The organism is Pseudomonas sp. S3E17 (assembly GCF_024168685.1).
Classification (GTDB): domain Bacteria; phylum Pseudomonadota; class Gammaproteobacteria; order Pseudomonadales; family Pseudomonadaceae; genus Aquipseudomonas; species Aquipseudomonas marginalis.
In genome coordinates, this window is record NZ_JALJWE010000001.1 from 3,880,714 (window position 1) to 3,905,383 (window position 24,670).

Here is a 24,670-nt window from a genome sequence, read left to right on the forward strand (position 1 = left end):
GGAAAAATTCAGCGCAAGGGCGTAATGCGCGGCAGTTTACCTTATTTCCGGCTTGGGCTTTCGCCACTGGGGCAGGCTGATCAACAGCACGGCGCTGATAATCACCAGCATGGCCAGGGCCTCTTCCACACCGATGGTCTCGCCGATGAACACAATCCCCAGCAACACTGCGACGGCGGGGTTGACGTAGGCATAGCTGGTCGCGGCTGCCGGGCGTACGTGCTTGAGCAGGTACATATAGGCGTTGAAGGCGATGATCGAGCCGAACACCGTCAGGTAGGCCAGCGCCAGCCAACCCTCCAGCGGCGGCATGGCCTGCAGGTGCTCACCGGAAAGCGCGCTGCCGATCAACAATGTCACGCCCGCCACCAGCATTTCCGCAGCGCTGGCCATCGCGCCCTGGGGCAGCGGCAACTGCCGACTCCACACGGACCCGAATGCCCACGATGCCGCCGCGAACAACAACAAGGCGGCGCCCACCGGGCTCGATTGCAGGGTGCTGCCCATGTTGAGCATGGCGATGCCCACAATCCCCAGGATCACCCCGGCCCATTCCAGCCGCGTATTGCGCGCGCCCCAGAAAAACCCGCACAGCAAGGTGAACAGCGGCACGGTCGCCACCGCCAGGGCAGCCACGCCAGACGACACGCCCGCATGTTCGGCCAACGTGACGCCGCCATTACCGAAGGTGAGCAGCAAAATGCCGATCATCCCGGCGGCCTTCCATTGTGGCCACGTCGGCGCTGGCACCCCGCGCCATCTGAGGTAGCCATACATCAGCGCACCCGCTGTGCAGAATCGAATCCCCGCCAGCAGCAACGGCGGCCAGTAGTCCACGCCGATGCGAATCACCAGGTAGGTGGAACCCCAGATCACATACAGTGCAAAAAAGGCGGCGATCAACGGTAAGGGAAAGCGACGTGTGCCAGGCATTGGGCGGCTCGAAGGCAGAGATAAGAGAGGCTTATTCTAAAAAGGCAGGTCGTTAAACATAAGTTACAAAACCTGTTTAAACCGCCCATACACTTTTCAAAACATGGTTATGAGGGCTATAAACCATGCTTTCGAAAGCCACGCGCAACTGGAGCCTTCCGATGGACAAATACGACCGCATGCTCCTCAGCGCCCTGCTCGAAGACGGCCGCGCCTCCTACGCGCAACTGGCCCGCACGGTAAACCTCTCCGCCCCTGCCGTGGCCGAACGGGTGGCCAAGCTGGAAGCCAGCGGGGTGATCACCGGGTACCAGGCCAAGGTGGATTTTTCGAAGGTGGGCTTGCCGATTCAGTGCGTGATTGAACTGCGGCTGACCAACCACGGCAGCCAGAAGGTGTATGACGCACTGGCCGAAATCCCGGAACTGACCGAATGCCACCGGGTGACGGGCGATCCGTGCGTGATCATGCAAGCGGCGGTGGGCTCGATGCCGGAGTTGGAGAACTTGATCAATCGGCTGGCGAAGTTCGGGTTCAGCAAGACCTCGATTATTTTGTCGAGCGCGATCGAGCGTCGGGTGCCGTTGGGGCAGTTGGAGGGCAAAAATGGTGGATAAGCACAGCAAGGTCTTCAGCCTCAGCCACCCGATCACCCCGCGTATTCCGCTGTGGCCGGGGGACCCGCCGGTGACGTTTGAAGACGTCGCGTCACGGGATAAGGACGGCTATTTCCTAAGGCGTTTCAGCATGGGCGAACACAGCGCCACGCACATGAATGCGCCGAACAGTTTTTATGCCGACGGGATGGGGATTGATGGTTATCAACCCGAAGACTTGGTGCGACCCGCTGTAGTGATCGATGTGCACGGTAAAACCCAGAGCAATCCAGATTACGAAATCAGCCCACTGGATATTGAAGCGTGGGAACGTCAGCACGGGCTTATCGAACCTGGCTCGGTGGTGCTGATGTACACCGGCTGGCAACACCTCTGGAACGACCCGATAGCGTTTTTTGGGCAGGACGCGCAAGGCTCACACTTCCCTGGGATTGGTGAAGCGGCGATTCGGTTTTTACTCGAACAGCGCCAGATTGCCGGGGTTGGCATTGATACCCACGGGGTCGATCCAGGGCAAAGCACCGCCTTCGCGACAAACCATGCCGTGTTGGCGGGAAACGGGATTGTGCTGGAATGCCTGACCCACCTCGACCGGCTTCCGGCCAAGGGCGCCACGTTAGTGATAGGTGTACTGGGACTGGAAGGCGGTTCGGGATCACCAGCCTCGGTGATGGCGTTTATTCCCTGACTTGCAGGTAGGCCCTACCGACGCCATCGCAGGCAAGCCAGCTCCCACACTAGACCGCATACAGTCCGGGCAACTCGTCACCTGTGGCGAGCGGGCTTCCCCGCGACGACGTCGGTTGCTTCAACACAGCTGTGAGCGTTGAACAATCAAATCGACCACTTGCTCAATGGTGGTGATGTGATCCCAATCTTCCTGGGTCGCTTGCAAGTTGAATTGCCACTTGATCTGCATGACAAAGCAGGTCAAATCATCATCAATAATCTTGAAGTCATGGATGAAGTCCGTTTGCTCCGTGACCTGACTTCGGTCGATGAAACCGATGATATCGACGAATAGCTGAATCACCTTTTCGCTGATCTCGGCTCTAGTCGGGCTACCTTCCATTTCTTGCCTCATAGGCACACTTACCAATACTGATTAGATCAAAGACAGCCAACCCCGCAGCAACGAAAGGAATGCCTCGTCCAATAATGCCAAATACCCGGACGGTGCCAAACGTTGCTTTCGCCATTCTGGCCACCGTGGGTTGCCTGATCAATGTACGAGGGAAAAAGCGCATTCCAATGAGACTCGCCAGGTTCGTCGTTTTGCTGGAGCCAACATGAACCCAAGTGCCCACGGCAATTTTGCTTATAGGTATGCCCGCGGCGCCAGTGAGAACCGTTGCGGCCGTCAAGCCATAGTGTTGCTGTGTACATTTCCAGAGTTCGTCAAACGTGGTGTTCGGCACCGAGGAGTCAGCATGAACGGGCTTGAGTAACTGGTAACTGGCGCCATGGGTCCAGCCTGGCGAATTAGGTAAAACCATGACTGCCGGGCAACTTGTCATCGTGTTTCCTAAATGAAACGCCATGCTTGAAGTTGAGCCGAAATCAATTCCATTGCGTTGGAGCTCAAACTGGCTGTGCATGATTGCTGTGTGAAGATCGATTTCCTGCATGACGTAATCCTTTTACGTAAATGACAGGCGGGATGTTAGGTGGCCGCGCAAGGCGATAGGCGGCAGAAGGGAAAATCCAGAAAGGTCCGACGAGCCAGTAGGGCTAAGCCTACTGGCTATTCAGAAAGCAGCTAAAAGCTCCCCAAAAAGAGCTGTTGTTTCATGGCCAGCAAAACCGATCCTTTTCAGTTGCAGGACGTTTCCTAGAGAATCCAACGGCCTTGTTTCCGTCGGCTCAGGTAGCCAGTCTCGCTCCGCCATCGAATGTTCGGTGACCTGAGGGGGCTTGCCCCCGATGATGCCAGTTGCCGCATTGCCGAGGGACCCGCTTGTTCTCTCCCTTGGGATTTGGAATGTTCAGGGGAAGACTGGCACTTTACCGAATCAAAAAGTCTATTCAGGATTTCCTCCAGTAACTACGCTGGGGGGTTGGTCAACAGGTAGACTAGGGCTTTAGGCGCCGGTCTGGAGATCTCATGGGCACGCAGAAAAATATGGCGAGTGCCGGAATAAATTCGCTTCGGCTTTCGCGGTTGCGGCTACGTGATTTCCGCTGCTTCGAAACAATGGATATAGACTTCCATCCGCAGTTGACCGTGCTGGTTGCGGCCAACGGTACGGGTAAGACGTCCATCCTGGACGCCATCGCTGTCGCCTTCGGCCCCTACGTGGGAGCGTTCGATGAGGCGGTAGGCAAACACCTTGAACCCAGCGATATCCGCCAGTTTCGTGCCAGGCGAACCACAACCAACGAAATGGAATACGCGCCCCAAGGGGCTCGGATCGAGGCGACAGGGGTCATTCCTGGAAGCTTGATGGATCAGTTGTCCGATGATCTATCGACCATTTGGCGCCGTCATTTATCAAGCACGACCAAGACCAAGACCTCGATCAAGGATGCCAAGGAGCTGGTGAGCTACGGCAAGCGCATGCAGGAAGCGGCGCGCACTCCGGGCACCGAAGTTGTTCTGCCACTCATCGCGTACTACGGTACGGGGCGACTGTGGCAGCAGAAGAAACTGACAGACGCAAAGAATATTCAACGCACCTCCAGAACCGTGGGCTATACCGATTGCCTGGATCCGGCCTCTAGCTATAAATCGTTTGTGCAGTGGTTTCGCTACTGGAGCCTGAATGCCAAGGAGGCCCAACTCAAAGCTCTTGAAGCTGGGGCCAGCATTGCCAAAACTGAATTCGACGACTACATCCAGTCAGTTAGTCGCGCGGTGAATGCGTGTATCCAACCAGCAGGTTGGAGCGGCATTCAATATTCGTTCACTCGTGACGCATTGGTCGCTCGCCATGAGCAATTTGGAGAGTTGCCGGTCGAGTGGCTTAGCGACGGCATTCGCAACATGATTGGCATGGTTGCCGATATCGCGTTCCGTGCGACCAAGCTCAACGGGCACCTTGGTGCACAGGCAGCTCAAGAGACTCCCGGCGTGTTGCTGATAGACGAAGTCGACATGCATCTGCATCCGGAATGGCAGCAAGTGGTGCTGCTCAACCTGACCGAAGCATTTCCGGCCATGCAGCTTATCGTTACTACCCACAGTCCTCAGGTGTTGAGCACCGTATCCTCGGACAGCGTCCGAATCTTGCGTACCGAAATCGATCCTGAGACCTCTAGTCGAATTACCAGCGTCAGCGAGCCACAGTGGCAGACCCGAGGGGTTGCCAGTTCCGACCTGCTCGCTCGTATCATGGGTGTGGACCCCGTTCCTGATGTGCCTGAGGCATCATGGGTTTCTGACTATCAGGCACTGATTCAGCAAAATCTCCACGAGCAGACTGCCGGACTCGCGTTGAGAACAAAGCTGGAGTCTCATTTCGGCGCTGACCATCCAGTTATTCGCGAATGTGAGCGGCAAATTCGATTGCAGGTCATTAAGCAGCGTCTTCCGCGCGACCTCGGCAACCGGGAGTATTGAGATGCGTCGTCTACGTCGGCAGGATGAACCTCCCTCGGGGCTGAAGCGTTACCGACACGGCCGAGACAGATGGACTCGCACATGCCCAACGCAAGAGGAACGCGACGGTATTTGGGCATCTTTAGAGCTCATGCAAGGTCCACGGTGCGCCTACTGTGAAGGACCGATCAGCCCAGGAAACCGTCATATTGAGCACTTCCGCCAACGGGATCGGTATCCGCAAGGTACTTATGACTGGAACAATCTGTTCGGCTCATGCGAGCGCGCCGGCACCTGCGGGAAGGCCAAAGACCGATGTGGAATCTACCCACCGGACGTTCTGATTAAACCGGATATAGAAGACCCCGATGCTTTTCTAGTATTCACACCCGGTGGAACGGTGGAACCACGGGCAGGCTTGAGCGCACGCGATCATCTTCGTGCACGCGAGACAATCCGTATTCTCGGTCTGGACGGCGCGCTGAATGAAATTCGGCGCGCGGAACTTAGCGGCTACCTCCAGACCATGGATTATTTTGTTGAAATCGCCGAAGCATTTCCCGAAGACGAGGAATGGATACAGGAGTTACAGCAGGAGGTGAGTAACGCTGCACACTTACCGTACGCGACGGCGATCAGACATGTTCTTACTCGACAGAGTGAATAATGGAAAAGACTGTGCCGAAGGGTCTGACGGAGCGATAAGACTCAACCTACTGACTACTCCGAGAATTTGTAAAACCCCTCTCAAAGGTCTGACTTTTAAGTGGCCAGCAAGACCGGTCCCTTTCATTTGCGGGACGTTTCCGAGAGAATCCCACGGCCTTGTTTCCGTCGGATCAGGTAGCTAGTCTCGCCCAGTCATCGAATGTTCGATGACCGGACGTGCAAGTCCGATCAGTGGAAAATGCGCAAAAGCCTTACCGTCCTATGCCAGCTTTTCAGGCATTGGCATGCTATGGCAGTTGTGCGCGGGAGGCCATTCGGCCTGCTGGGTTTTCCGCCCCGGTCTTGCACACCCGCGTACTGCTGCCACCCTAATTCGTGTGCAAGCGAACGGTTGCAGCTTCAAACCTAGCGGAAGGATTTACAACATGGTCAAAGTCACCCCCGATCCACCCAGTTTCCTCAGCGAAGACGCCCTGCTCAATCGCCGAGCCATCGACTACTACCTCAAAGCCTGCGCCCCGGATGCACCCACCTTCATCCTGAATGACAACCTGAGCCTCGAAGACGCCCTCGCCCATGCGGCGGATTTGCTGCATTGCGCGGTGGGCACTGCGCACGCGTCGGGTGAGGGATGGATGTGCAGCAGCGGGCGGCGATGCATTTGGTGGAGATGGCGAAGGGGGGGGTGGATCGGGCTTTGGAGTGTGTGCAGCCTCGATGAACGACAGATAACCAATGTGGGAGGGGGCTTGCCCCCGATAGCTGAGTGTCAGTCACCAGATGTACTGGCTGACACACTGCTATCGGGAGCAAGCCCCCTCCCACATTTTTTTGAACGGCGTTGTTCTATCAGAACCCGCGATGTTTCTTCAGATGCTCATTGATCTTCGCCGCCGGCACTTTCTGCAGGGTGCACAGCAGGTCGTGGGACAGTTCGCGCAAGCCATGGGTACGCCGCAGTTCCTGGGCCAGGTGCGCCGTGAGGTTGGCGGCCATTTCCGCATCCGCCAGCGCGCGGTGGGCCTGGCCGGTGTGGGGCAGTTTCGCGTAGGCGTTGAGGGTGCCGAGCTTGTGGTTGGGCGCAGCCGGCATCAGGCGGCGGGCCAGCAGCAGGGAGCAGGCGAATTTTTGCAGGCGGGTGCGGCGGATCAAGCCCAGTTCGAAATCCCAGAACTTCTGGTCGAACGCGGCGTTGTGCGCCATCAGCGGCGTGGTGCCGACGAATTCGTTGACTTCGTTCATCACCCGCTCGGCCGGCGGGGCGCTGCGCAGCATGGCGTTGCTGATGCCGGTGAGTTGCTCGATAAAACCGGGCACGCGCACACCGGCGTTCATCAGGCTCTGGTAGCGGTCCACGATCTGGCCGCGTTCGAGGATAACCACCGCGATTTCCGTGGCCCGGCAGTGGCTGCTCGGGGTGATGCCGGTGGTTTCAAAGTCGATGACCGCTATACGTTCCAAACCTGTTCCAACTCCGTCTAACCCTTTATTTATTAAGCCGCCGTGCTTATTTGAGCAGCAACGCGCCTTCGATCGGCACGTAGCGGCTGGCGGCACGTATCAATGAGTTGGCCGTCAGCCCCGGTACACCGTAGGCCACGGCGTCGACGCCGTGCTTGTGGATGATGCGGTCGAGCAGCATGTCGAAATCGCCGTCACCCGAGGCCAGCACAATTTCGTCGACGTGGTCGGCGGCGTCCATGATGTCGATGGTGATGCCCACGTCCCAGTCACCCTTGGCCGAGCCGTCGCTGCGCTGGATATATGGCTTGAGCTTTACCGTGAACCCCAGGTTGCGCAGGATCTGCTGGAACTGCTGCTGCTTGCTGTCACCGCGGTCGATGGCATACGCATAGGCCTCGACGATCTGCCCACGCGAGCTGATATCAGCCCACAGGGCGGCGTAGTTGAAATGGCAGCCATAGGCCTGGCGGACGGTGTAGTAGAGGTTTTGTACATCGGCGAACACTGCAATTTTCTTCACCGCACTTCCCCATGACAGCCAGGCGCCAGGGCCCGGAAAGGGTGCCAGTATGCCAGCCGCGAGAAGGTTGCCGGGAAAAATCAGACCGGGGCGGCTCAGCGCCCCGGGCCGGGAGGGTCAGACGAAGGAATCGTCGTCGCCGAAGGAAGAGGAATCGTCGGAATAGTCGCTGTCGGCAAAGCTGTCCGAGGCATTGTCGCTGCCCCAGCTGTCATTGCCGGCGAACTTCTGGTCGTCGTTGCCCCAGTTGCCGTTGTCACTGGCGGGCGCCGGCTCTTCACGGATGATCTCTTCCACCACCTGCGGCTGTTGCGAGTTGTGGTTGAACAGGCTGCTGATGCCTTCGGCCAGCAACACACCGCCGGCCACGCCGGCGGCGGTTTTCATCGCTCCACCCAAGAACCCGCTGCCAATGGGGGCGGCGGCCGGTTGCTGCGGCTGTTGATAGTTCTGTTGCGGCGCTGGCTGGCCAAAGGACGGCCGCGCCGGTTCACGCCAGCCACCGCCCGACGATGCCGGAGCGCTCTGGGCCGGTTGCGGGTCACGGGAACCGCCGCCAAAGATGCTCGACAGGAAACCACCGCCGCTCGCCGGGGCCGGTTGCGCAGACTTGGCCCGCTGCAACTCATCCTGCAATTGCTGGATCTGCTGCGCCTGTTGCTTGTTCTGCGCGTCGAGACTCTTGAGCGCGTGTTCCTGCACCAGGATCGACTGGGTCATGTAGTACCCGGCGGCCGGTTGGCGAGTCATATGCTCCTTGATCCGCGCTTCTGCTTGCGCATCGCGCGGGGCTGAGTCCGTTTCGGCTTGCTGCAACCGTGAAAACAGTCCATCGATCAGGGTTTGCTCTTCGCTGTTCATGGCGACCTCGTTAGATTGCCGGTAGAAATCGTGGCCTTGCCTGTGATCAGGCCAGGTGCTTAACCGTTATGGGGGTGTTACGAGTTGTTTCAATGGTCTTTACTCAAGGTTTACATTTGCTTACCGCTGGCCATGATCGGTTAAAGTGTTGCCCTTGCTTTCAGGCCTGCGATGAACCCGATGAATCCGTTAGACGTATTGCGCGACTCCTTCCGTTTTACCCGAGGCAACCTGGGCGCAATCGTCCAACTGTGCCTGCCATTGGTGATCCTCGAAGCCCTGTTGCAACAGCTGCTCGACCACACGCTCGGCGCGGATGCGTTCCCCGGCTACAGCGTGGTGGTGGGTTTGCTGGTGTACCCGCTGTACACCGGTGCCTTGATCCTGTTTCTCGACGCGCGCACCCGTGGCGAGTCGCCGCGCACCAAGGACATCTGGGCCATGGCCCTGACCCTGTGGCCGCGCTTCGCCCTGCTGACCGCCATGAGTACCCTCCTGATTCTGCTGGGCCTGTCGCTGTATTTCCTGCCGGGCCTGTGGCTGATGGTGGTGTTGGCGTTCGCCGAGTACCTGCTGGTATTGCGCGGCATGCCGGCGCTGGAGGCGATGAAGGAAAGTTTGCGCCTGACCCGTGGGCATTTCTGGCGAATCCTGGTGTGCCTGCTGTGTGTCATGACGCCCCTGTGGCTGCTCAAAGGCGCCAGCGTCGCGGCCTATCCCAACCCCGCGCCGTTGCTGGGACTGCTGATGGACAGCGCCCACAGCTTCCTGCAACTGTTCACCAGCGTGGTGCTGTTCCGTTTATTCATGCTGATCGGTGGCGATGCCGACGCGCGGTGATATGCTCCACGCCACTCCTGAAACGCCATAAGCCGAGCCGATGACCCGTTTATTGCGCATCACCCTGCTGGGCCTGCTGATCATCGCAGGCCTGCTGACGGCCCTGATCTACAGCCTGACCTGGCGCCCCGCCGCCAAGGAAACCCTGCCCGTCAGCTGCGTCGCGCCCCGTGCGCCAACCCTGTTGCCCGGGCAGGCGCTCAAGGTCATGACCTGGAACGTGCAATACCTGGCCGGCAAGAACTACGTGTTCTGGTACGACACCGCCGACGGCAGCGGCCCGGACGACCGCCCCACCGTAGAGGACATGGCCGCCAGCCTCGACGAAGTGGCGCGGGTGGTTCGCGACGAACAACCCGACATCCTGCTGTTGCAGGAACTCGACGAAAACGCCAAGCCTTCCCACTATCAGGACCATCTGGCGCTTCTGCAGGAGCGCCTGGTCGACCTCTACCCGTGCAGCGCCCAGGCCTTCGACTGGAAAGCCGACTTCGTGCCCGACCGGCATATCTTCGGCAGCGTCGGCCGCAAGCTGGCCACCCTGAGCCGCTACCAGATCGAACACGCCGAACGCCTGCAATTGCCGGCGCCCGAGGCCAATATCATCAGCCGCCAGTTCCAACCCAAGCCGGCCTTGCTGCTGACCTACCTGCCGCTGAGCGATGGCGGCCAACTGGCGGTGCTCAACACCCGCCTGGACGGCGACGCGCCGGGGCGCAGTGCGGTGCAGGAGCAGGTCATCAGCACGGTCAAGCTGTTGGATAAATTCGAAGGCCGTGGCACGCCCTGGCTGATCGGCGGGGATTTCAACCTGCTGCCCCTGGGGCAATTCCTGCGTTTGGAGGCGGGCAAGCGCGGGCAGTATTCGCCGGACAGTGAGCTGCATTTACTGTGGGACAAGTACCCGATGATCCCGAGCAACAGCCAATCCAGCGGGATTGATCGTGAGAAATGGCTGACGTACTTTCCCAATGACCCGAGCATCGATGGCCCGGATCGCACCGTCGATTACCTGTTCTACAGCCCGCGGATCAAGCGGGTGGAGGCGAAGGTTCGGCAGGAGGATACGTTGCGTATTTCCAACCATCTGCCGGTGATTGCGCGCTTCCTGTTGCCCGCCGCGCAATAACCCACACAACAAGATTAATGTGGGAGGGGCGGTGCGACGATTCGACTTGCTCCCGATGGCGGTGTGTCAGTCAGCTCATCTGTAATGGATCCACCGCCATCGGGAGCAAGCCCCCTCCCACATTTGGATCTTTGGCGTTACGACTTCCGGGGTTTGATCCGCGCGGTCGGCTCGGCTATCAGCGGATCATCCGGCCAGTAATGCTTGGGATACCTGCCCTTCAGATCCTTCTTCACTTCGGCGTAGGTACTGCGCCAGAAGTTCGCCAAATCCTGGGTCACCTGCACCGGCCGCCGTGCCGGGGACAACAGGTGTAACTTCACCACCTGGCGCCCGCCGGCAATGCGCGGGGTGTCGGCCAGGCCGAACAGTTCCTGCAAGCGCACCGCCAGGATCGGTGGCTGTTCGCTGTAGTCCAACCGCACCGATGAACCCGATGGCACCTTCACATGCTGCGGCGCCAGTTCGTCCAGGCGCTGGGGCAGCGGCCAGGGCAACAGGTTGTGCAGGTAGCTGGAAATATCCAGGTTGGCGAAGTGACTCAGGCGCGAGACTTTGCCCAGGTAGGGCATCAGCCAGTGCTCCAGGCTGGCGAGCAAGGCGCTGTCGCTGACGTCGGGCCATTCGCTGGTGTTGCCGGCGTCCAACTGGCGCAACAGCAGGACGCGGGATTGCCATTGGCGCAGCTCCGGGGTCCAGGGCAGCAGTTCCAGGCCTTTGCGCCGCACCAGGTTGACCAGCGCCTGGCTGCGCGCGGCTTCGTCGAGGCCGGTGAGCGGTTCGCGGCTGAGCACCAGTTCACCGACTTTGCGCTGGCGTTCGGCGCGCAGCACGCCTTCGCGCTCGTCCCAGTCCAGTTGATCGACGTTACGCACTTGTTCCGCGAGCACCGTGTCGAACAGCGCCGGATCGAAGTCGGCCGCCAGATAAATACGCTCTTCACGCTGGCCCTGGCGGCTGCCGAGGTCGGCGATCACCAGCCATGGCTGTTTCATCAGGCTGTCGGCCTCGGCGAATAATGCCGCGCGGCCATTGGCCAGGCGATATTCGGCACCGCCGGGGCGACGTTGCTGGGCGACACGGTCCGGGTAAGCCAGTGCCAGCAAGGCGCCGAGCCAGCGTGGGTGGTCGGGGTCGGCCACCGGCCGGGTCGCCTGGCCTCTCAAATAGCCACGGTATTGCCGTGCCAGTTGCTTGGCGCGTTGCACGCCGCCTTGAGTACCGCGTGCACGCTCTTCACCGGACATCAGCGCCAGGCGGCTGTGCAAATCCGCGCCGCCACCGCGCAAAATATCGCGCTCACCCAACAGTGCCGCGACATCACAGGCCGTGGCCGCCAGCCCCAGGTCCTGCCCGCGCAGCAACAAATGGGCGATACGTGGATGGGCCGGCAGCTCGGCCATCTTCTGGCCATGTGCCGTGAGTTTTTCGTCAGTCAAGGCCCCGAGGCGCACCAGCAAATCCTGGGCCTGGGCATAGGCGGCGGTGGGTGGCACATCGAGCCAGACGAGCTGCGTGGGCGTGACGCCCCAGCGCGCCAGCTGCAAGGCCAGGCCGGCGAGGTCTGCGGCGAGGATTTCCGCACTGCCGTATGCGGCCAGCCCTTCATGCTGGTCTTCGGACCACAACCGATAACACACCCCTGGCTCCAAGCGCCCGGCCCGGCCCGCGCGCTGGGTGGCGCTGGCGCGGGAGATGCGCTGAGTGTCGAGGCGGGTCATGCCGCTGCCGGGGTCGAAACGCGGCACCCGCGCCAACCCGGCATCGATCACCACACGCACGCCGTTGATGGTCAGGCTGGTCTCGGCGATGTTGGTGGCGAGCACCACTTTGCGTTTACCGGCCGGTGCCGGATCGATGGCCGCGCGCTGGGCGTTGAGGTCCAGCTCGCCATGCAGCGGGCAGAGCAACACGTCAGGGCTGTGCCCCAGGGCGTCGGCCAGTTGCTGGTTGATCCGGCGAATTTCCGCCTGGCCCGGCAGGAACACCAGCACGCTGCCGGTCTCATCGTGCAGGGCTTCGAGAATGGTTTGCACCACGCGCGGCTCGATGAATTCACCGGCGTGGTACGGCCGCCCCCAGCGCATCTGCACCGGGAACATGCGCCCCTCGCTGCGCAGGATCGGCGCATCGTCCAGCAGGCTGGCCAGGCGCTCGCCTTCAAGGGTGGCGGACATCAGCAGGATTTTCAGCGGTTGCTCGTCGCGAAATAGGTCGCGGCCGTTCAGGCTCAGGGCCAGCGCCAGGTCAGCGTCGAGGCTGCGCTCGTGGAATTCGTCGAAGATCAGCAGGCCGACACCGTCCAGTGCCGGATCGTCCTGCAAACGACGGGTGAGGATGCCTTCGGTGACCACTTCGATGCGCGTGTTGGGTCCGACCTTGCTGTCGAGACGGATGCGATAGCCGACGGTTTCACCGACTTTCTCCCCCAGTTCGCTGGCCAGGCGTTCCGCGGCGGCGCGGGCGGCCAGGCGCCGGGGTTCGAGCATCAGGATGGTCTGCCCGGCCAGCCAGGGCTCATTCAACAAGGCCAAGGGCACGCGGGTGGTTTTACCGGCGCCGGGCGGCGCTTCCAGCACGGCTTCATGGCGATTCGCCAAGGCGTCACGCAGGGCGGGTAAAACATCATCGATCGGCAACGAATTCATACTGGCTCCAAAGCAGAGCGGCGAGTATAACGGCGAACTGCCGGATGCCGACGCTGGTCTCAATGGCAGTGCTATATAGTCCCGTATCAACCGTGTTCAGGAGAGTCTCCATGCGTATCGCTTCCCGTGTCATCGGCGGTGTCCTCGCCGTCACCCTGCTGAGCCAACTCACCGCCTGCGGGTCGATTTTCTACCCCGACCGCCGTGGCCAGATCGATGGCAAGATCGACCCGACCATTGCCGTGCTCGATGCCGTGGGCCTGTTGTTCTACGTGATCCCTGGCCTGATCGCGTTCGGCGTCGACTTCGCCACGGGCGCGATCTATTTCGAACCCGGCAAGACTGCCCAGGTCGACCCGGAAAAACTCCACGAAGCCATCGGCGCCGACGGCAAGGTCGACAACGCCAAGCTGCAAAGCATCATCCAGAAGGAAACCGGCCGCACCCTGCCGCTGGACGACCCACGCATGATCCAGTTCAAGGGCAGCGTGCAACAACTTGCGCTCCTGGGCCTGAAACCCGCCGCCTAAGGAACGTTTATGACCAGCAGTCCCGAACACGCCCGGCTGTTGCGCCTGGCCACCCGCGCCTCGGTGGGCGTGGCCTGTGCGTTGATCGTCACCAAGGCGATTGCCTGGTGGCTCAGCGGCTCGGTGAGCATGCTCGCCGGGTTGACCGACTCACTGCTCGATGGCGTGACCTCGCTGCTGAACCTGCTGGCCGTGCATTACGCCCTGCGCCCGGCCGATGACGATCACCGTTACGGCCATGGCAAGGCGGAGTCGCTGGCGGGCATGGCCCAGGCGTTGTTCATTGGTGGCAGTGCGGTGTTGATCGCCTTGCAGGCCTACGAGCGCCTGCAGCATCCGGAACCGGTCGGCGCGCCGTGGCTGAGCATCGGGGTGATTGTATTTTCCCTGGTACTGACCGTGGCGCTGCTGATGCTGCAACACCGGGTTGTGCGCGAAACCGGTTCCAATGCCGTGCGGGCAGACTCGTTGCACTACCGCTCGGACCTGCTGCTCAACGGCAGCATCCTGGTGGCGCTGGTGCTGGCGGGCATGGGCTTTCATCAAGTCGACGCCTGGTTCGGCCTGGGCATCGCTGCCTACATTTTGTGGAACGCGATCCAGATCGCCAGGGAAAGCTTTGCGGTGTTGATGGACGAGGAACTGCCGCCGGACGTCAGCCAGCACATGCTGGAACTGGCGCGAGGCGTACCGGGGGTGTTGGGTGCCCATGACCTGCGCACGCGCATCTCCGGCAACCATTGGTTCGTGCAGTTGCACCTGGAACTGCCGGGGGAGTTGACGCTGTCAGTGGCCCACGGCATCAGCGACCAGGCCGCCGATGCCATTCACGCAGCCTACCCGCGGGCCGAAGTGCTGGTGCACGCCGACCCACGGGAAGTGGTCACGGGCGCCAAGGCCTAGTACTGCACCTGATACCCGCGACTGCTCAGGCAGTTGCCCTGGGCCTGGCGGTAGGTTTGCACCACCGCCGGGTCAGGGGCGTAGGTGACCGCCTGCGGGTCGAAGCCGCTTTGTTGCACTGCCCAGCGATAACAGTCGTAGCCGTCCTGCTGCACTTGCGCCGGTGACTGCCCGTTGGCGGGATAGGCCACCACGTCATAGCCATTGCCTTGGGGTGCTGGCTGCGGTGCCGGCACTTGCGTCGGCGGTTGCACCACCACGTATTGCTGGGTGCTTTGTTCGTAGGCGTAGTAGGCGCCAGCGGCCAGGAACAGCAGCGAGCCACCTACCCACACTTCACGCGCATAGTCCGGCAGGTAATGCACGCGGATGCCATACGGCGGCGCCACGACCACATAGCGTGGGCCTTGGGGGCGGTACCAGTAGCCGCCGGAGAAGAAGTAATCCTGGCCACGGTACGGCACCCGGTAGTTGCGGTCGGGGAAGCGGTCGACAACATAGCCAGGCCGATACTGGGGGCCGGGGCCCCAGCCGTTGCCATGGCCGTCGGGGCGACCTGGCCAGCGGTTATCGTTGGGATGCCCGTTGTAGCCAGGCCGCGAGCCTGGGCCGCCGGCCTCCCAATTGCGGTTGTCGTCGTTGCGTCGAGGAATGTCACGGTAGTAACCCTGACGCGGTTCCTGGGTCTGGCGCACGGTATCGGGGCGACTCTGGATCGGCAGGTTGTTCGCAGGCTGCGGGGCTGGCCGAGGCTGTTCGGCACCTTGCGGGCGACCTTGCCACTGCCCGCCACCGTGGGGCGATTGCTCGGCGCGATCAAAATGCGGGTTCTGTGGACGTGGCTGATTATTTTCCGGCCGGGGTTGATTGTTCTGGGGCTGCGGGCGCGGTTGGTTATTCTGCGGGCGCGGCTGTTCGTTACCTTGCCCTTGCCGACCGCCCTCCGGCCCTCTTTCATGCTGGCCGCCACCCTCAGGGCGCGGCTCGTCGGCCATCACTTGCGTGCCGACGGTGACCATCAGCAAACCTACACCTGCCATACGCCAGATGCGCTTCATGCTATTCCTCACTGCGGATAAGGGCCTGGAAGGTCCGGCCTCATAGATGAGACTGGAAAAGCCCCGCCCGGTTCTGAGACAGGTTATCAGTCACAGGAACAATTTTCTTAAGGCAAAAGAAAAGGGGTGACCCGTCGGCCACCCCTTGAGAACTTCGTCCATGCTCAACGCTTTTGACGTTGGCTCACCTCACGCCGTCTTGTGGACAGTGTGCAGCCTGGAGGCCGGCTCGACCCTGCTGGGGTGGCGGCCGCAGCAAGCCTGATTGGGCGAGCTGCTGTGGACTGTTGTCCAGGCGGTGATTCTGTTGATAACGATACAGGCCAGCGCCGGACAGATGATTGCGAAGATTGCGTCAATAAACAGTGCTTGCGCAATTTTTAACCCTTCATGGATAATTCACCGCAATAGTTACGACAAAGGCCAACCCAATGAGCAAGCTTGACCGATACGACCTGAGTATTTTGGCGGAATTGCAGCGCGACGCGAGGATCTCCAACCAGGAGTTGGCCGAGCGTATCGGCCTGTCGCCTTCGCCCTGCTCACGCCGCGTCAAGCAGTTAGAGGACGACGGCTACATCGCGCGCCAGGTCGCCCTGCTCGACCGCAAGATGCTCGGCCTGAGCCTCACCGCCTATGTGCTGATCGGCATGGACCGCCACACCCCCGAGCGTTTCGAGAACTTCGAAGCGGCCATCCGCACCCTGCCCCAGGTGCTGGAATGCAGCCTGGTCACCGGGATGGATGCGGACTATCAGTTGAAAGTGGTGGTGCCGGACATGGACCACTATCAGAAACTGCTGCTGGGCCACCTCACCCGGATCGAAGGCGTGACCAGCGTGCGCTCGAGCTTTGTGCTGAACCAGGTGCTCAACAGCACCGAGCTGCCGCTGACCCACCTGCGCACCTGATCCCATGAACAATGAAGATCAAATGTGGGAGGGGGCTTGCCCCCGATGGAGTATCAGTCACCAGATACACAGCCTGACACACCGCTATCGGGGGCAAGCCCCCTCCCACATTTGGCCCGTGTTTCAACAGTGAAGTCTGCGTGCGACGCACCGACGCAGGTCAATGTTGCGCCTGTGACGCTGCCGTATACTTGCCGCCTGCCCCGTTGGAAGAGCCCATGAACAACATCGACCCCGCCCTGTTCGAAGAATGGATGATGACCGGCCTGGTCACTATCCTGATCATTTTCATGGGCTTTATCGTCTGGGACCTGGCAAAGAAATCCAAGGCCGGGCGCTTTGGTTCGTTCATCCTGTTTTTCGTACTGGGCCTGGGCGTGGCCGCGTTCATCATCAAGAGCGTAGTGATCGGCCTGATCGAGTCCGGCGCTTTATAAACGCGCGGGGACTTCCTTCCATTGGCCTTGGTCCAGGCCGTCGATTGTCCAATCGCCAATACGCACCCGCACCAGGCGCAAGGTCGGCAGGCCCACGGCGGCGGTCATGCGCCGAACCTGGCGGTTACGCCCCTCTCGAATCACCAGTTCAAGCCAGTACGTCGGTAGGTTTTTGCGAAAGCGCACCGGCGGGTTGCGCGGCCATAACGCCGGCTCATCCAAACGCCGGGCCTCGGCGGGCAAGGTTTTGCCGTCGTTGAGCTCTACGCCGTCGCGCAGGCGTTGCAGCAATGCTTCGGTAGGTTCGCCCTCCACCTGCACCCAGTAGGTTTTCGCCAGCTTGTGCTTGGGGTCGGCAATACGCGCCTGCAGCTGGCCGTCGTTGGTCAGCAACAACAGACCTTCGCTGTCACGGTCCAGGCGACCTGCCGGGTAGATGCCGGGAATGTCGATAAAGTCCTTGAGCGTCGCGCGCCCGCCTTCGTCGCTGAACTGGGTCAGCACATCGAAGGGTTTATTGAACAGCACCAACTTCGGCTCGGCCGGTGGCGCCTTGGCAACACGGCGCGCGGCAGAATACGGAGGTTTCACGCCAGGGCGGCGCGAATCGGGACGGGTGGGACGGGACATGGCAAAGGAACATCTAACGGTCAGGACCGACAATGCTAGTGGCCTGACCGCTAAATGACCATCCCAACCGCTTAGCGGAACGGCGGCTCGTCGAAGCTGCGCAGTTTGCGCGAGTGCAACGAGTTGAGTTCGGTGCGCAACAGGTCCACCGCCTCGATGCCGATCTTCAAGTGCTGGCTGACCGCACGTTCGTAGAACGCGTTGGCCGAGCCCGGCAGCTTGATCTCGCTGTGCAGCGGCTTGTCCGACACACACAACAACGTGCCGTACGGTACGCGCAAGCGGTAGCCCTGGGCGGCGATGGTGCCGCTTTCCATGTCCACCGCCACGGCGCGGGACAGGTTGATCAACGGCCGTTCCTGAGCCCAGCGCAGTTCCCAGTTGCGGTCGTCGTAGGTCAGCACGGTGCCGGTACGCAGGCGTTTTTTCAGTTCTTCGCCTTTCTCACCGGTAACATTCGCCGCCGCCTGCTGCAAGGCCATCTGCACTTCGGCCAGGGCCGGGATCGGGATGTTCGGCGGTACCACCCGGTCGAGAATCCCATCGCGGCGCATATAGGCGTGGGCCAGTACGTAGTCGCCGATGGTCTGGGATTGGCGCAGGCCGCCACAGTGGCCAATCATCAGCCAGCAATGCGGACGCAGCACCGCCAGGTGGTCAGTGATGTTCTTAGCGTTGGACGGGCCGACACCGATGTTCACCAGGGTCACGCCGTGGCCATCGCTGGCCTGCAGGTGATAGGCCGGCATCTGGTAGCGGTGCCACACTACGCCGGCGGCAATCGCCGAGGCTTCGCCGTGGTCCATGCTCTTGTCGATGATCACATTGCCCGGCAGCACCATGCGGATAAAACGCGGATCGCTGCGCAGTTGTTCCAGGCCATGCAGGATGAACTGGTCGACATAGCGGTGGTAGTTGGTCAGCAGGATCCACGGCTGCACATGGCGCCAGTCGCTGCCGGTGTAATGCACCAACCGGCGCAGGGAAAAGTCCACGCGCGCCGCATCGAACAGGGCCAGGGGCAGCGGGTCGGTGTTTTCCCAGTCGTACAGGCCATCGGCGATGCCGTCGGTGGCGGCCGACAGGTCGGTGCTGGGGAACACGCGCGCCAAGGTCGCGGCGGTCACACCGGAGCCGGCCAGTTCGTCGCCCTGCTCCACCACGTACGGATAAGGAATGTTCTGCTGGCTGACGCCCACTTCCACGGTCACGGTGAAGTCGTGCATCAGCGGCACCAGTTGTTCCAGCAAATACTTACGGAACGCTGCCGGATGCGTGACGGTTACGCTGTAGGTCCCGGGTAACTGGACCTTGGCATACGCCCGGGTAGTCTGTGGGACTTCGCCGTGGCAGTGGTAAGTCAGGCGCAGTTCCGGGTAGCGAAACAGCGCGCGCTGTTCGGCGTCGGGTTCGACGCGGTCCTTGAGGTATTGCTTGAGGGCTTGATTGAGCGCGCCGGTAGCCCGCTCATGCAGGGCCGCCAGCCGATCCACGGCTTCTTCGGCGGTTTGAACGACAACAAAAGCTTCGGTCACGGTAAGCATCCTGTGTTCTGACTTGCAGGCCTTTATCTTGCCTGTATCCCTGTCAGACGCAAACCTTGAATTGGAGTGCCCTCTCAAGAGGGCTGCAATCCCTGTGGGAGGGAGCTTGATCCCGATAGCGGTGGGTCAGTTTACAGATAGGCTGACTGACACTCAGCCATCGGGAGCAAGCCCCCTCCCACATGTGGACCGTGTTTATTCAGAGACATTGGGGCTTGAGCGCGCGACGATGGCCCCGACATCGACGCCACGCGGCAAGGTGCCGTAGACGCGGCCAGACGACTGGCCCAAACGGCTGGCGATAAAACCATCGCTGACCGCCGCATGACCGTCCTCCAGCAGCAACTTGGCCTGTAGCGCCACGGCAATATCCTCGGTCAACTGCCGCGCGCGGTACTGAATGTCCTGGGTGTCCATGAACGCCGACTTCAGGTGTTCGATATGCCGTGCCAGTTGCTTATCGCCATGCCCGTCACCGAGTTCGACAAACAGCGCTTCCAGCACGCCGGGCTCCTTGGACAGTACGCGCAGCACGTCCAGGCATTGCACATTGCCGGAACCTTCCCACGTCGAATTCACCGGCGCTTCACGGTACAGGCGCGGCAGAATGCTGTCCTCCACATAGCCCGCGCCGCCCATGCACTCGGCGGCTTCGTTGATCATCGCCGGGGCGCGCTTGCAGATCCAATACTTACCCACCGCCGTTACCAGCCGAGCGAACTTGGCTTCGCGCTCATCGCCCAGGTTGTCCAGGGCGCAGCCCATGCGCATGCTCAAGGCCAGCGAGGCTTCGCTTTCCAGGGCGAGGTCGGCCAGCACGTTTTGCATCAGCGGCTGCTCGCTGAGCACACGGCCACCGACCCGGCGATGAGCACAGTGATGGCTGGCCTGGGTCAGCGCCTGGCGCATCAAGGCACTGGAACCGACCATGCAATCGAAGCGGGTCATGGCGACCATCTCGATGATGGTGGGCACGCCACGCCCCTCTTCGCCGATCATCCAGGCCAGGGCCCCACGAAACTCCACTTCACTGGACGCATTGGAGCAGTTGCCCAATTTGTTTTTCAGGCGCTGGATATAGAACTCGTTGCGGGTGTCATCCGGGCGGTGCCGGGGCAGCAGGAAACAGGTCAGGCCTTTGTCGGTCTGGGCCAGGGTCAGAAAGGCATCGCACATCGGCGCCGAGCAGAACCACTTGTGACCGACCAGCTCATAGGCTTGCCCGGGCCCGCCGGCGCCCACCGGATAGGCGCGAGTGGTGTTGGCACGCACGTCGGTGCCACCCTGTTTCTCGGTCATGGCCATGCCGATGGTTGCACCGGCCTTGTGGGCAATGCCGACATTGCGCGGGTCATAGTGGGTGCTGAGGATTTTCGGCAGCCAGGTCTGCGCCAGGTCGGGTTGCAGGCGCAGGGCCGGGACGCAGGCAAAAGTCATGGTCAGCGGGCAGCCGGTGCCGGCCTCAGCCTGACTGTGCAGGTAGGTCATGGCCGCACGCGCCACATGGGCACCGGACTGTGGATGGGCCCACGGCAGCGACGGCAGGCCATGCTCGACCGCGGTGCGCATCAGCTCGTGGTAGGCCGGGTGAAACTCCACCAGGTCGATGCGATGCCCATACCGGTCATGGCTGCTGAACACCGGTTTGTTCTGGTTGGCCAGGAACCCGGCCGCCATCAGCGGCCCGCCGGCCAACGCCCCGTACGCATCGATGCGCGCCTGCGCCCAGCCGGCGCCAAAGCGCCGCGACCAGTCTTGCAGGGGCACGTCGATGCGGTACAGGTTGGTGCCGTCCAGGGAGGGCGGCTGGTTGGTGACGTCGTGGGTTTCGGCGAACTGATGCAGGTTCATGACGGGCCTCCTGGAAAAAGGCCCTGTCGAATGCGCACCTACCCATAAAGAAAGGCGCAGATCGATTGAGGCCGGTTTTTTCAGTTAAGCACCGTCATCCGGGTTAAAAAAGTGGCATACCCGCCGAATGCCCGGCGCTTTCGCCCTCGAGCGCGCTCAACAAGCGGCGCTCCAGTACCGACTGCAGCGCCTCGAAGCGCACCGGCTTGGCCAGACGGTCGGTGATGCCGACGCCATGGCTGCGCTCGCGCTCGGACGTGTGCAGCGACGCACTCAAGGCGATCACCGGCAATTCACCGCAGCCCGGCAGTGCACGGATCTGACAACACAACGAGAAGCCGCCTTCGGGCACATCCAGCAAGACCGCGTCGAAGTTTTGCCCCTGCAAGGCCGCCAACGCCGCCGGGCCACTGTCCACGGTTTTCACCCGGTAACCCAGCTTGAGCAACATGCCGCGCACCGCCAACTGGCCCACGCTGTTGTCATCCACCAGCAATACCGCGCAATCCTGGGGCGCGCGTTGCCGGCCGGGCACCGGTTTTGCCTCGATCGGCACCGGGCTGACGTTCACGTCCAGCTGGAAGCGGCTGCCCTTGTGCGGCTCGGAATGATGGGTAAGGCGCCCGCCCAACAGCTCGATCAATTGCCGGCAGATGGCCAGGCCGATGCCCAGGCCGCCGTATTCGCGGGTCATGGAGCCATCGAGTTGGAAAAAGCGCTGGTACAAGGTCGCCTCGTCAAGGAAGGCGAAGCCGATACCGGTGTCGGTCACAATGAAGCTCAGGCGCACATCGCCGTCACTGTGAGTCACACCCACCACCCGCAGGCGCACGGAACCTTCGCGGGTGAACTTGAACGCATTGTCCAACAGGCAATCCAGGCACTGGAGCAGTTTGTCGGCGTCGCCCACCATGCGGTCCGGCAGCTCATCGGCCACATCGATGGAAAACGCCAGGCCTTTGCCTTGGGCACTGGTGGCGAATTGCTGGCGCAGGGTGTCGAGCACGCCCCGCAGGCTGAACACCCGAGGCTGGGCACTCAGGCGTCCGGCCTGCAATTCGGTGAGGGTGAGGATGCCGTTGACCATGCGCATCATGTCCCGTGCCGAACCGGCGGCCGTTTGCTGGTACTGCGCCAGGTCGTCGTCCAGCGGCACCGTTTGCATCAGCTCAAGGGAGCCGATCACACCGTTCATGGGCGTGCGCAGTTCGTGGGTCAGCGTCGCGAGGAATTCATCCTTGAGACGGTTGCTGCGGGCCAGTTGCTGGTTGAGCACTTCGAGCTTCTGGCTGGCATCGAACAGGATCTGTGCCTGTTGTTCACGCATGGCATTGATGCGGTCGGCGAGGGCCAGGGATAACAGCGCCACTTCAATTGCCGAGCCGATCTGGCTGGCGTACATGGTGAGGAACACATTGGGCAGGTAGCCCAGCACCATCAGCGTGTTCACCACCCCGCCCAGCAGGAACGCCGACCAGGCGATGATGAAATACCGCGCCACTCGCTGGCCGCAGTACCAGGCCTTGATGGCGGCGACGAAGATGGTCACGGTGAATACCAGCGCCAGGCCGGTCGCCAGGCGCAAGGCCAGGGCGTAGCTGGTCAGCAGCGCCAGCGCCATCACTACGCCGCCGCACACCGCCAGTGCCAGCAAGAGCCGGTTGAGCCAGCGGCTGTGCTGCGCGGTATGCAGGAAGCTGCGGGCGAACAGGCTGCCGAACAGCGCCGCCGAACCGATCAGCAACGGCACCGCCGCATTCGCCCACCACGGGCTGTTCGGCCAGAAGTACTGCACCGCCACGCCATTGACCGACAGTTGGTACAGGCCAAACGAGGCGATATAGAGGATGTAATACAGGTAGCTGGTGTCGCGCACGCTCAGGTAGATGAACAGGTTGTAGACCAGCATCCCCAGCAGGACGCCATAGATCACCCCCAGCACAGACAGGCGCAGCGGTTGTTGCTCCAGGTAAGCGGTGCCGGCCCAGAGCGTCAACGGCGCCTGGATCGAGCCCTCGCTTTGCAGGCGCAGGTAGAGCGTTTGCTGCTGGTCGGGCACGAAATTGAGCTTGAACAGGTAGTTGCTCTGGCTGACCTCACGGCTGGAAAAAGGCAGCGCACTGCCGGTACGGCTGGCCAGCCGATAGTTGCCGGTGCCATCGTTCTGGTACAGGTCCAGATGATTCAGCGGCGGGTAAGCCAACTCCAGGAACCAGGTGCGGGGGGCACGGGGGTCCTTGGCCACGTAATGCAGGTCGACCTTGAGCCAGAACACCGAGCGCGAATAGCCTGCGTTGAGGGTGGCTTTGTCATGGTGCTTGAATTGAGCGGCGTAGGCGGGGGAGCTTACTTCGGCGATGGTGAGGGCATCGGTGGGGTCTTCGAGCACTTGCATGGCTCGGCCCAGCGGCAGGCTTCGGGTGTCCTGGTTGAACTCGATGGCGCTGGCGAGCATCGGTAGCCCGCACAACAATAAGATCAGCAAATAGCGCATGCGAGCCCCAGCGTGGCCTGTCCGGTTATGTCAAAAGCCCCCCATTCCTTTTGAGAAGACGTACACCGGCGGTACAGTTAAGTTGTTTGAATCCACTTTAGCATAGCCGCTAAAGGCCATTGGACACCATTGAAATAATTTTTTGAAAGGCTCTAGAACAAGGCTTTCAGAGCGTTTTCGCAGCCGAGCACACGCCAAAAAAGCGGCGTTCGCGCGACAACATTCAACCATCGCCCGAAGGCCCCGCCAAAAGCGTTTGGTGGTAAGCTCGCGCACCATGAATATCTACAGCTCTCGCCCCGTTGTCCTCTGTCTCTCCGGCCATGATCCCAGTGGTGGCGCCGGCTTGCAGGCAGATATCGAAGCCCTCCTCGCCCAAGGCTGCCATGCGGCCCCGGCCGTCACTGCCCTGACCGTGCAGAATACCGTCAATGTCAGCGATTTCCGCGTACTGGACCGTGAGTGGGTAATGGCCCAGGCCAATGCCGTACTCGGTGACTCCGACGTGGCGGCGGTCAAGCTGGGCATGCTCGGCTCCACCGCGATGGTCGACACCGTGGTCGAACTGCTGCAGGCGCACCCGCACCTGCCGGTGGTGTGCGACCCGGTGCTGCGCGCCGGCGGCGGTGGCAGCCTGGGCAAGGACGAAGTCGGCTATGCCATGCGCGAGCGGCTGCTGCCGCTGTCGCTGATCGCCACGCCGAACCTGCCTGAAGCCCGCATCCTCGCCGAACTGCCCGAGGGCACCGCCGACGAATGCGCCGCGAAGCTGTTGCCGTTTATCAAGCACCTGTTGATCACCGGCGGCCATGGTGATGAGCACGAAGTGCACAACCGTCTCTACAGCCGTGATGGCACGCGCCAGACCTTTACCTGCCAGCGCCTGCCCGGCAGCTATCACGGGTCGGGCTGCACCCTGGCCAGCGCCCTGGCCGGACGGATCGCCCAAGGCGAAGGGCTGGTGAGTGCGGTGCAGTCGGCACTTAACTACACTTGGCGCACCCTGCGTGACGCCGAACAACTCGGCCAGGGCCAGTTCGTACCGCGCCGTCTGCCACTGGATTTCTGCTCGTAACTATCTGCTCTTAACAGC

General features: G+C 61.5%; 23 protein-coding genes and 1 pseudogene. 12 read left to right on the top strand and 12 right to left on the bottom strand.

Translation table 11 applies throughout. The annotated features are described in order from the left end of the window. Positions 1–36 precede the first annotated feature (36 nt). Complete coding sequence (gene yedA / locus J3D60_RS17320) at positions 37–933, bottom strand: drug/metabolite exporter YedA (RefSeq protein ID WP_115487534.1); 897 nt, start codon at positions 931–933, stop codon at positions 37–39. Positions 934–1,094: 161 nt separating this feature from the next. Here yedA and J3D60_RS17325 point away from each other — a divergent pair, with 161 nt between their 5' ends. Further along, the gene (locus J3D60_RS17325) at positions 1,095–1,550 is read left to right on the top strand and encodes an Lrp/AsnC family transcriptional regulator (RefSeq protein ID WP_253492153.1); all 456 of its coding nucleotides are present in this window, start codon (positions 1,095–1,097) and stop codon (positions 1,548–1,550) included. Continuing rightward, positions 1,540–2,238: a cyclase family protein gene (locus tag J3D60_RS17330; protein WP_253492154.1), complete on the top strand. Its 699-nt coding sequence runs from the start codon at positions 1,540–1,542 to the stop codon at positions 2,236–2,238. The genes J3D60_RS17325 and J3D60_RS17330 overlap by 11 nt, the downstream gene beginning before the upstream one ends. 120 nt (positions 2,239–2,358) lie before the next feature. On the opposite strand, the gene J3D60_RS17335 is transcribed toward J3D60_RS17330, so the two are convergent. Together J3D60_RS17335 and J3D60_RS17340 are read right to left on the bottom strand one after the other, a co-directional pair. Next, positions 2,359–2,622 carry an acyl carrier protein gene (locus J3D60_RS17335; RefSeq protein ID WP_065938340.1) on the bottom strand — a complete coding sequence of 88 codons (264 nt, stop codon included), beginning with the start codon at positions 2,620–2,622 and terminating at the stop codon, positions 2,359–2,361. Then, positions 2,612–3,178, bottom strand: a complete 567-nt coding sequence (locus J3D60_RS17340; RefSeq protein WP_065938341.1) for a hypothetical protein — start codon at positions 3,176–3,178, stop codon at positions 2,612–2,614. Before J3D60_RS17340 ends, J3D60_RS17335 begins: the two co-directional genes overlap by 11 nt. A 476-nt stretch (positions 3,179–3,654) precedes the next feature. Here J3D60_RS17340 and J3D60_RS17345 point away from each other — a divergent pair, with 476 nt between their 5' ends. The 3 genes and pseudogenes from J3D60_RS17345 (at position 3,655) to J3D60_RS17355 (ending at position 6,478) form a co-directional block, all read left to right on the top strand. Further along, positions 3,655–5,109 carry an AAA family ATPase gene (locus tag J3D60_RS17345; RefSeq protein ID WP_253492155.1) on the top strand — a complete coding sequence of 485 codons (1,455 nt, stop codon included), beginning with the start codon at positions 3,655–3,657 and terminating at the stop codon, positions 5,107–5,109. A gap of 1 nt (position 5,110) precedes the next feature. Then, complete coding sequence (gene ptuB, locus J3D60_RS17350; RefSeq protein ID WP_253492157.1) at positions 5,111–5,755, top strand: retron Ec78 anti-phage system effector HNH endonuclease PtuB; 645 nt, start codon at positions 5,111–5,113, stop codon at positions 5,753–5,755. A 427-nt stretch (positions 5,756–6,182) separates the two neighbouring features. Then, positions 6,183–6,478: pseudogene (locus tag J3D60_RS17355) on the top strand (DUF3077 domain-containing protein). A gap of 128 nt (positions 6,479–6,606) precedes the next feature. On the opposite strand, the gene J3D60_RS17360 reads toward J3D60_RS17355, so the two are convergent. From J3D60_RS17360 to J3D60_RS17370, 3 genes are all read right to left on the bottom strand, one after another. Continuing rightward, positions 6,607–7,218 (bottom strand): PolC-type DNA polymerase III, encoded by a 612-nt coding sequence (locus tag J3D60_RS17360; protein ID WP_065924992.1) that lies wholly within the window; start codon positions 7,216–7,218, stop codon positions 6,607–6,609. A 46-nt stretch (positions 7,219–7,264) separates the two neighbouring features. Beyond that, positions 7,265–7,741 (bottom strand): NYN domain-containing protein, encoded by a 477-nt coding sequence (locus J3D60_RS17365; protein WP_065938345.1) that lies wholly within the window; start codon positions 7,739–7,741, stop codon positions 7,265–7,267. Positions 7,742–7,858: 117 nt separating this feature from the next. After that, positions 7,859–8,602 carry a DUF2076 domain-containing protein gene (locus tag J3D60_RS17370; protein WP_253492159.1) on the bottom strand — a complete coding sequence of 248 codons (744 nt, stop codon included), beginning with the start codon at positions 8,600–8,602 and terminating at the stop codon, positions 7,859–7,861. Between the two features lie 180 nt (positions 8,603–8,782). On the opposite strand from J3D60_RS17370, the gene J3D60_RS17375 reads away from it, so the two are divergent. Further along, on the top strand, positions 8,783–9,442 hold the full coding sequence (locus J3D60_RS17375; protein WP_065925008.1) for a YciC family protein: 660 nt from the start codon (positions 8,783–8,785) through the stop codon (positions 9,440–9,442). Positions 9,443–9,482: 40 nt separating this feature from the next. Further along, positions 9,483–10,571, top strand: a complete 1,089-nt coding sequence (locus J3D60_RS17380; RefSeq protein WP_253492161.1) for an endonuclease/exonuclease/phosphatase family protein — start codon at positions 9,483–9,485, stop codon at positions 10,569–10,571. 137 nt (positions 10,572–10,708) lie between these two features. On the opposite strand, the gene hrpB is transcribed toward J3D60_RS17380, so the two are convergent. Beyond that, complete coding sequence (hrpB, locus tag J3D60_RS17385; protein ID WP_253492163.1) at positions 10,709–13,219, bottom strand: ATP-dependent helicase HrpB; 2,511 nt, start codon at positions 13,217–13,219, stop codon at positions 10,709–10,711. 110 nt (positions 13,220–13,329) lie between these two features. Between hrpB and J3D60_RS17390 the strand changes: the two genes are divergently transcribed. Together J3D60_RS17390 and J3D60_RS17395 are read left to right on the top strand one after the other, a co-directional pair. Then, positions 13,330–13,749, top strand: coding sequence for a polyribonucleotide nucleotidyltransferase (locus J3D60_RS17390; protein WP_065938349.1), 420 nt, complete (start codon positions 13,330–13,332; stop codon positions 13,747–13,749). Between the two features lie 9 nt (positions 13,750–13,758). Further along, entirely contained in the window at positions 13,759–14,652 is an 894-nt protein-coding gene (locus J3D60_RS17395) for a cation diffusion facilitator family transporter (protein ID WP_253492165.1), read from the top strand. On the opposite strand, the gene J3D60_RS17400 is transcribed toward J3D60_RS17395, so the two are convergent. Continuing rightward, the gene (locus J3D60_RS17400) at positions 14,649–15,710 is read right to left on the bottom strand and encodes a DUF6515 family protein (RefSeq protein ID WP_141156084.1); all 1,062 of its coding nucleotides are present in this window, start codon (positions 15,708–15,710) and stop codon (positions 14,649–14,651) included. The two genes, J3D60_RS17395 and J3D60_RS17400, sit on opposite strands and share 4 nt — an antisense overlap. 431 nt (positions 15,711–16,141) lie before the next feature. On the opposite strand from J3D60_RS17400, the gene J3D60_RS17405 reads away from it, so the two are divergent. Then, on the top strand, positions 16,142–16,621 hold the full coding sequence (locus tag J3D60_RS17405; protein WP_003194418.1) for an Lrp/AsnC family transcriptional regulator: 480 nt from the start codon (positions 16,142–16,144) through the stop codon (positions 16,619–16,621). Positions 16,622–16,848: 227 nt separating this feature from the next. After that, the gene (locus J3D60_RS17410) at positions 16,849–17,058 is read left to right on the top strand and encodes a DUF2788 domain-containing protein (RefSeq protein WP_025999909.1); all 210 of its coding nucleotides are present in this window, start codon (positions 16,849–16,851) and stop codon (positions 17,056–17,058) included. On the opposite strand, the gene J3D60_RS17415 is transcribed toward J3D60_RS17410, so the two are convergent. From J3D60_RS17415 to J3D60_RS17430, 4 genes are all read right to left on the bottom strand, one after another. Then, on the bottom strand, positions 17,053–17,688 hold the full coding sequence (locus J3D60_RS17415) for a pseudouridine synthase (protein WP_027605265.1): 636 nt from the start codon (positions 17,686–17,688) through the stop codon (positions 17,053–17,055). The two genes, J3D60_RS17410 and J3D60_RS17415, sit on opposite strands and share 6 nt — an antisense overlap. A 71-nt stretch (positions 17,689–17,759) precedes the next feature. Beyond that, positions 17,760–19,232 carry an AMP nucleosidase gene (gene amn / locus J3D60_RS17420; RefSeq protein ID WP_024077553.1) on the bottom strand — a complete coding sequence of 491 codons (1,473 nt, stop codon included), beginning with the start codon at positions 19,230–19,232 and terminating at the stop codon, positions 17,760–17,762. A gap of 195 nt (positions 19,233–19,427) precedes the next feature. Next, entirely contained in the window at positions 19,428–21,083 is a 1,656-nt protein-coding gene (locus J3D60_RS17425; protein ID WP_253492167.1) for an acyl-CoA dehydrogenase family protein, read from the bottom strand. A gap of 103 nt (positions 21,084–21,186) precedes the next feature. Further along, complete coding sequence (locus J3D60_RS17430) at positions 21,187–23,577, bottom strand: hybrid sensor histidine kinase/response regulator (protein WP_253492169.1); 2,391 nt, start codon at positions 23,575–23,577, stop codon at positions 21,187–21,189. 277 nt (positions 23,578–23,854) lie between these two features. On the opposite strand from J3D60_RS17430, the gene J3D60_RS17435 reads away from it, so the two are divergent. Then, on the top strand, positions 23,855–24,652 hold the full coding sequence (locus tag J3D60_RS17435; RefSeq protein ID WP_027605261.1) for a hydroxymethylpyrimidine/phosphomethylpyrimidine kinase: 798 nt from the start codon (positions 23,855–23,857) through the stop codon (positions 24,650–24,652). The last annotated feature ends 18 nt before the right edge of the window (positions 24,653–24,670 follow it).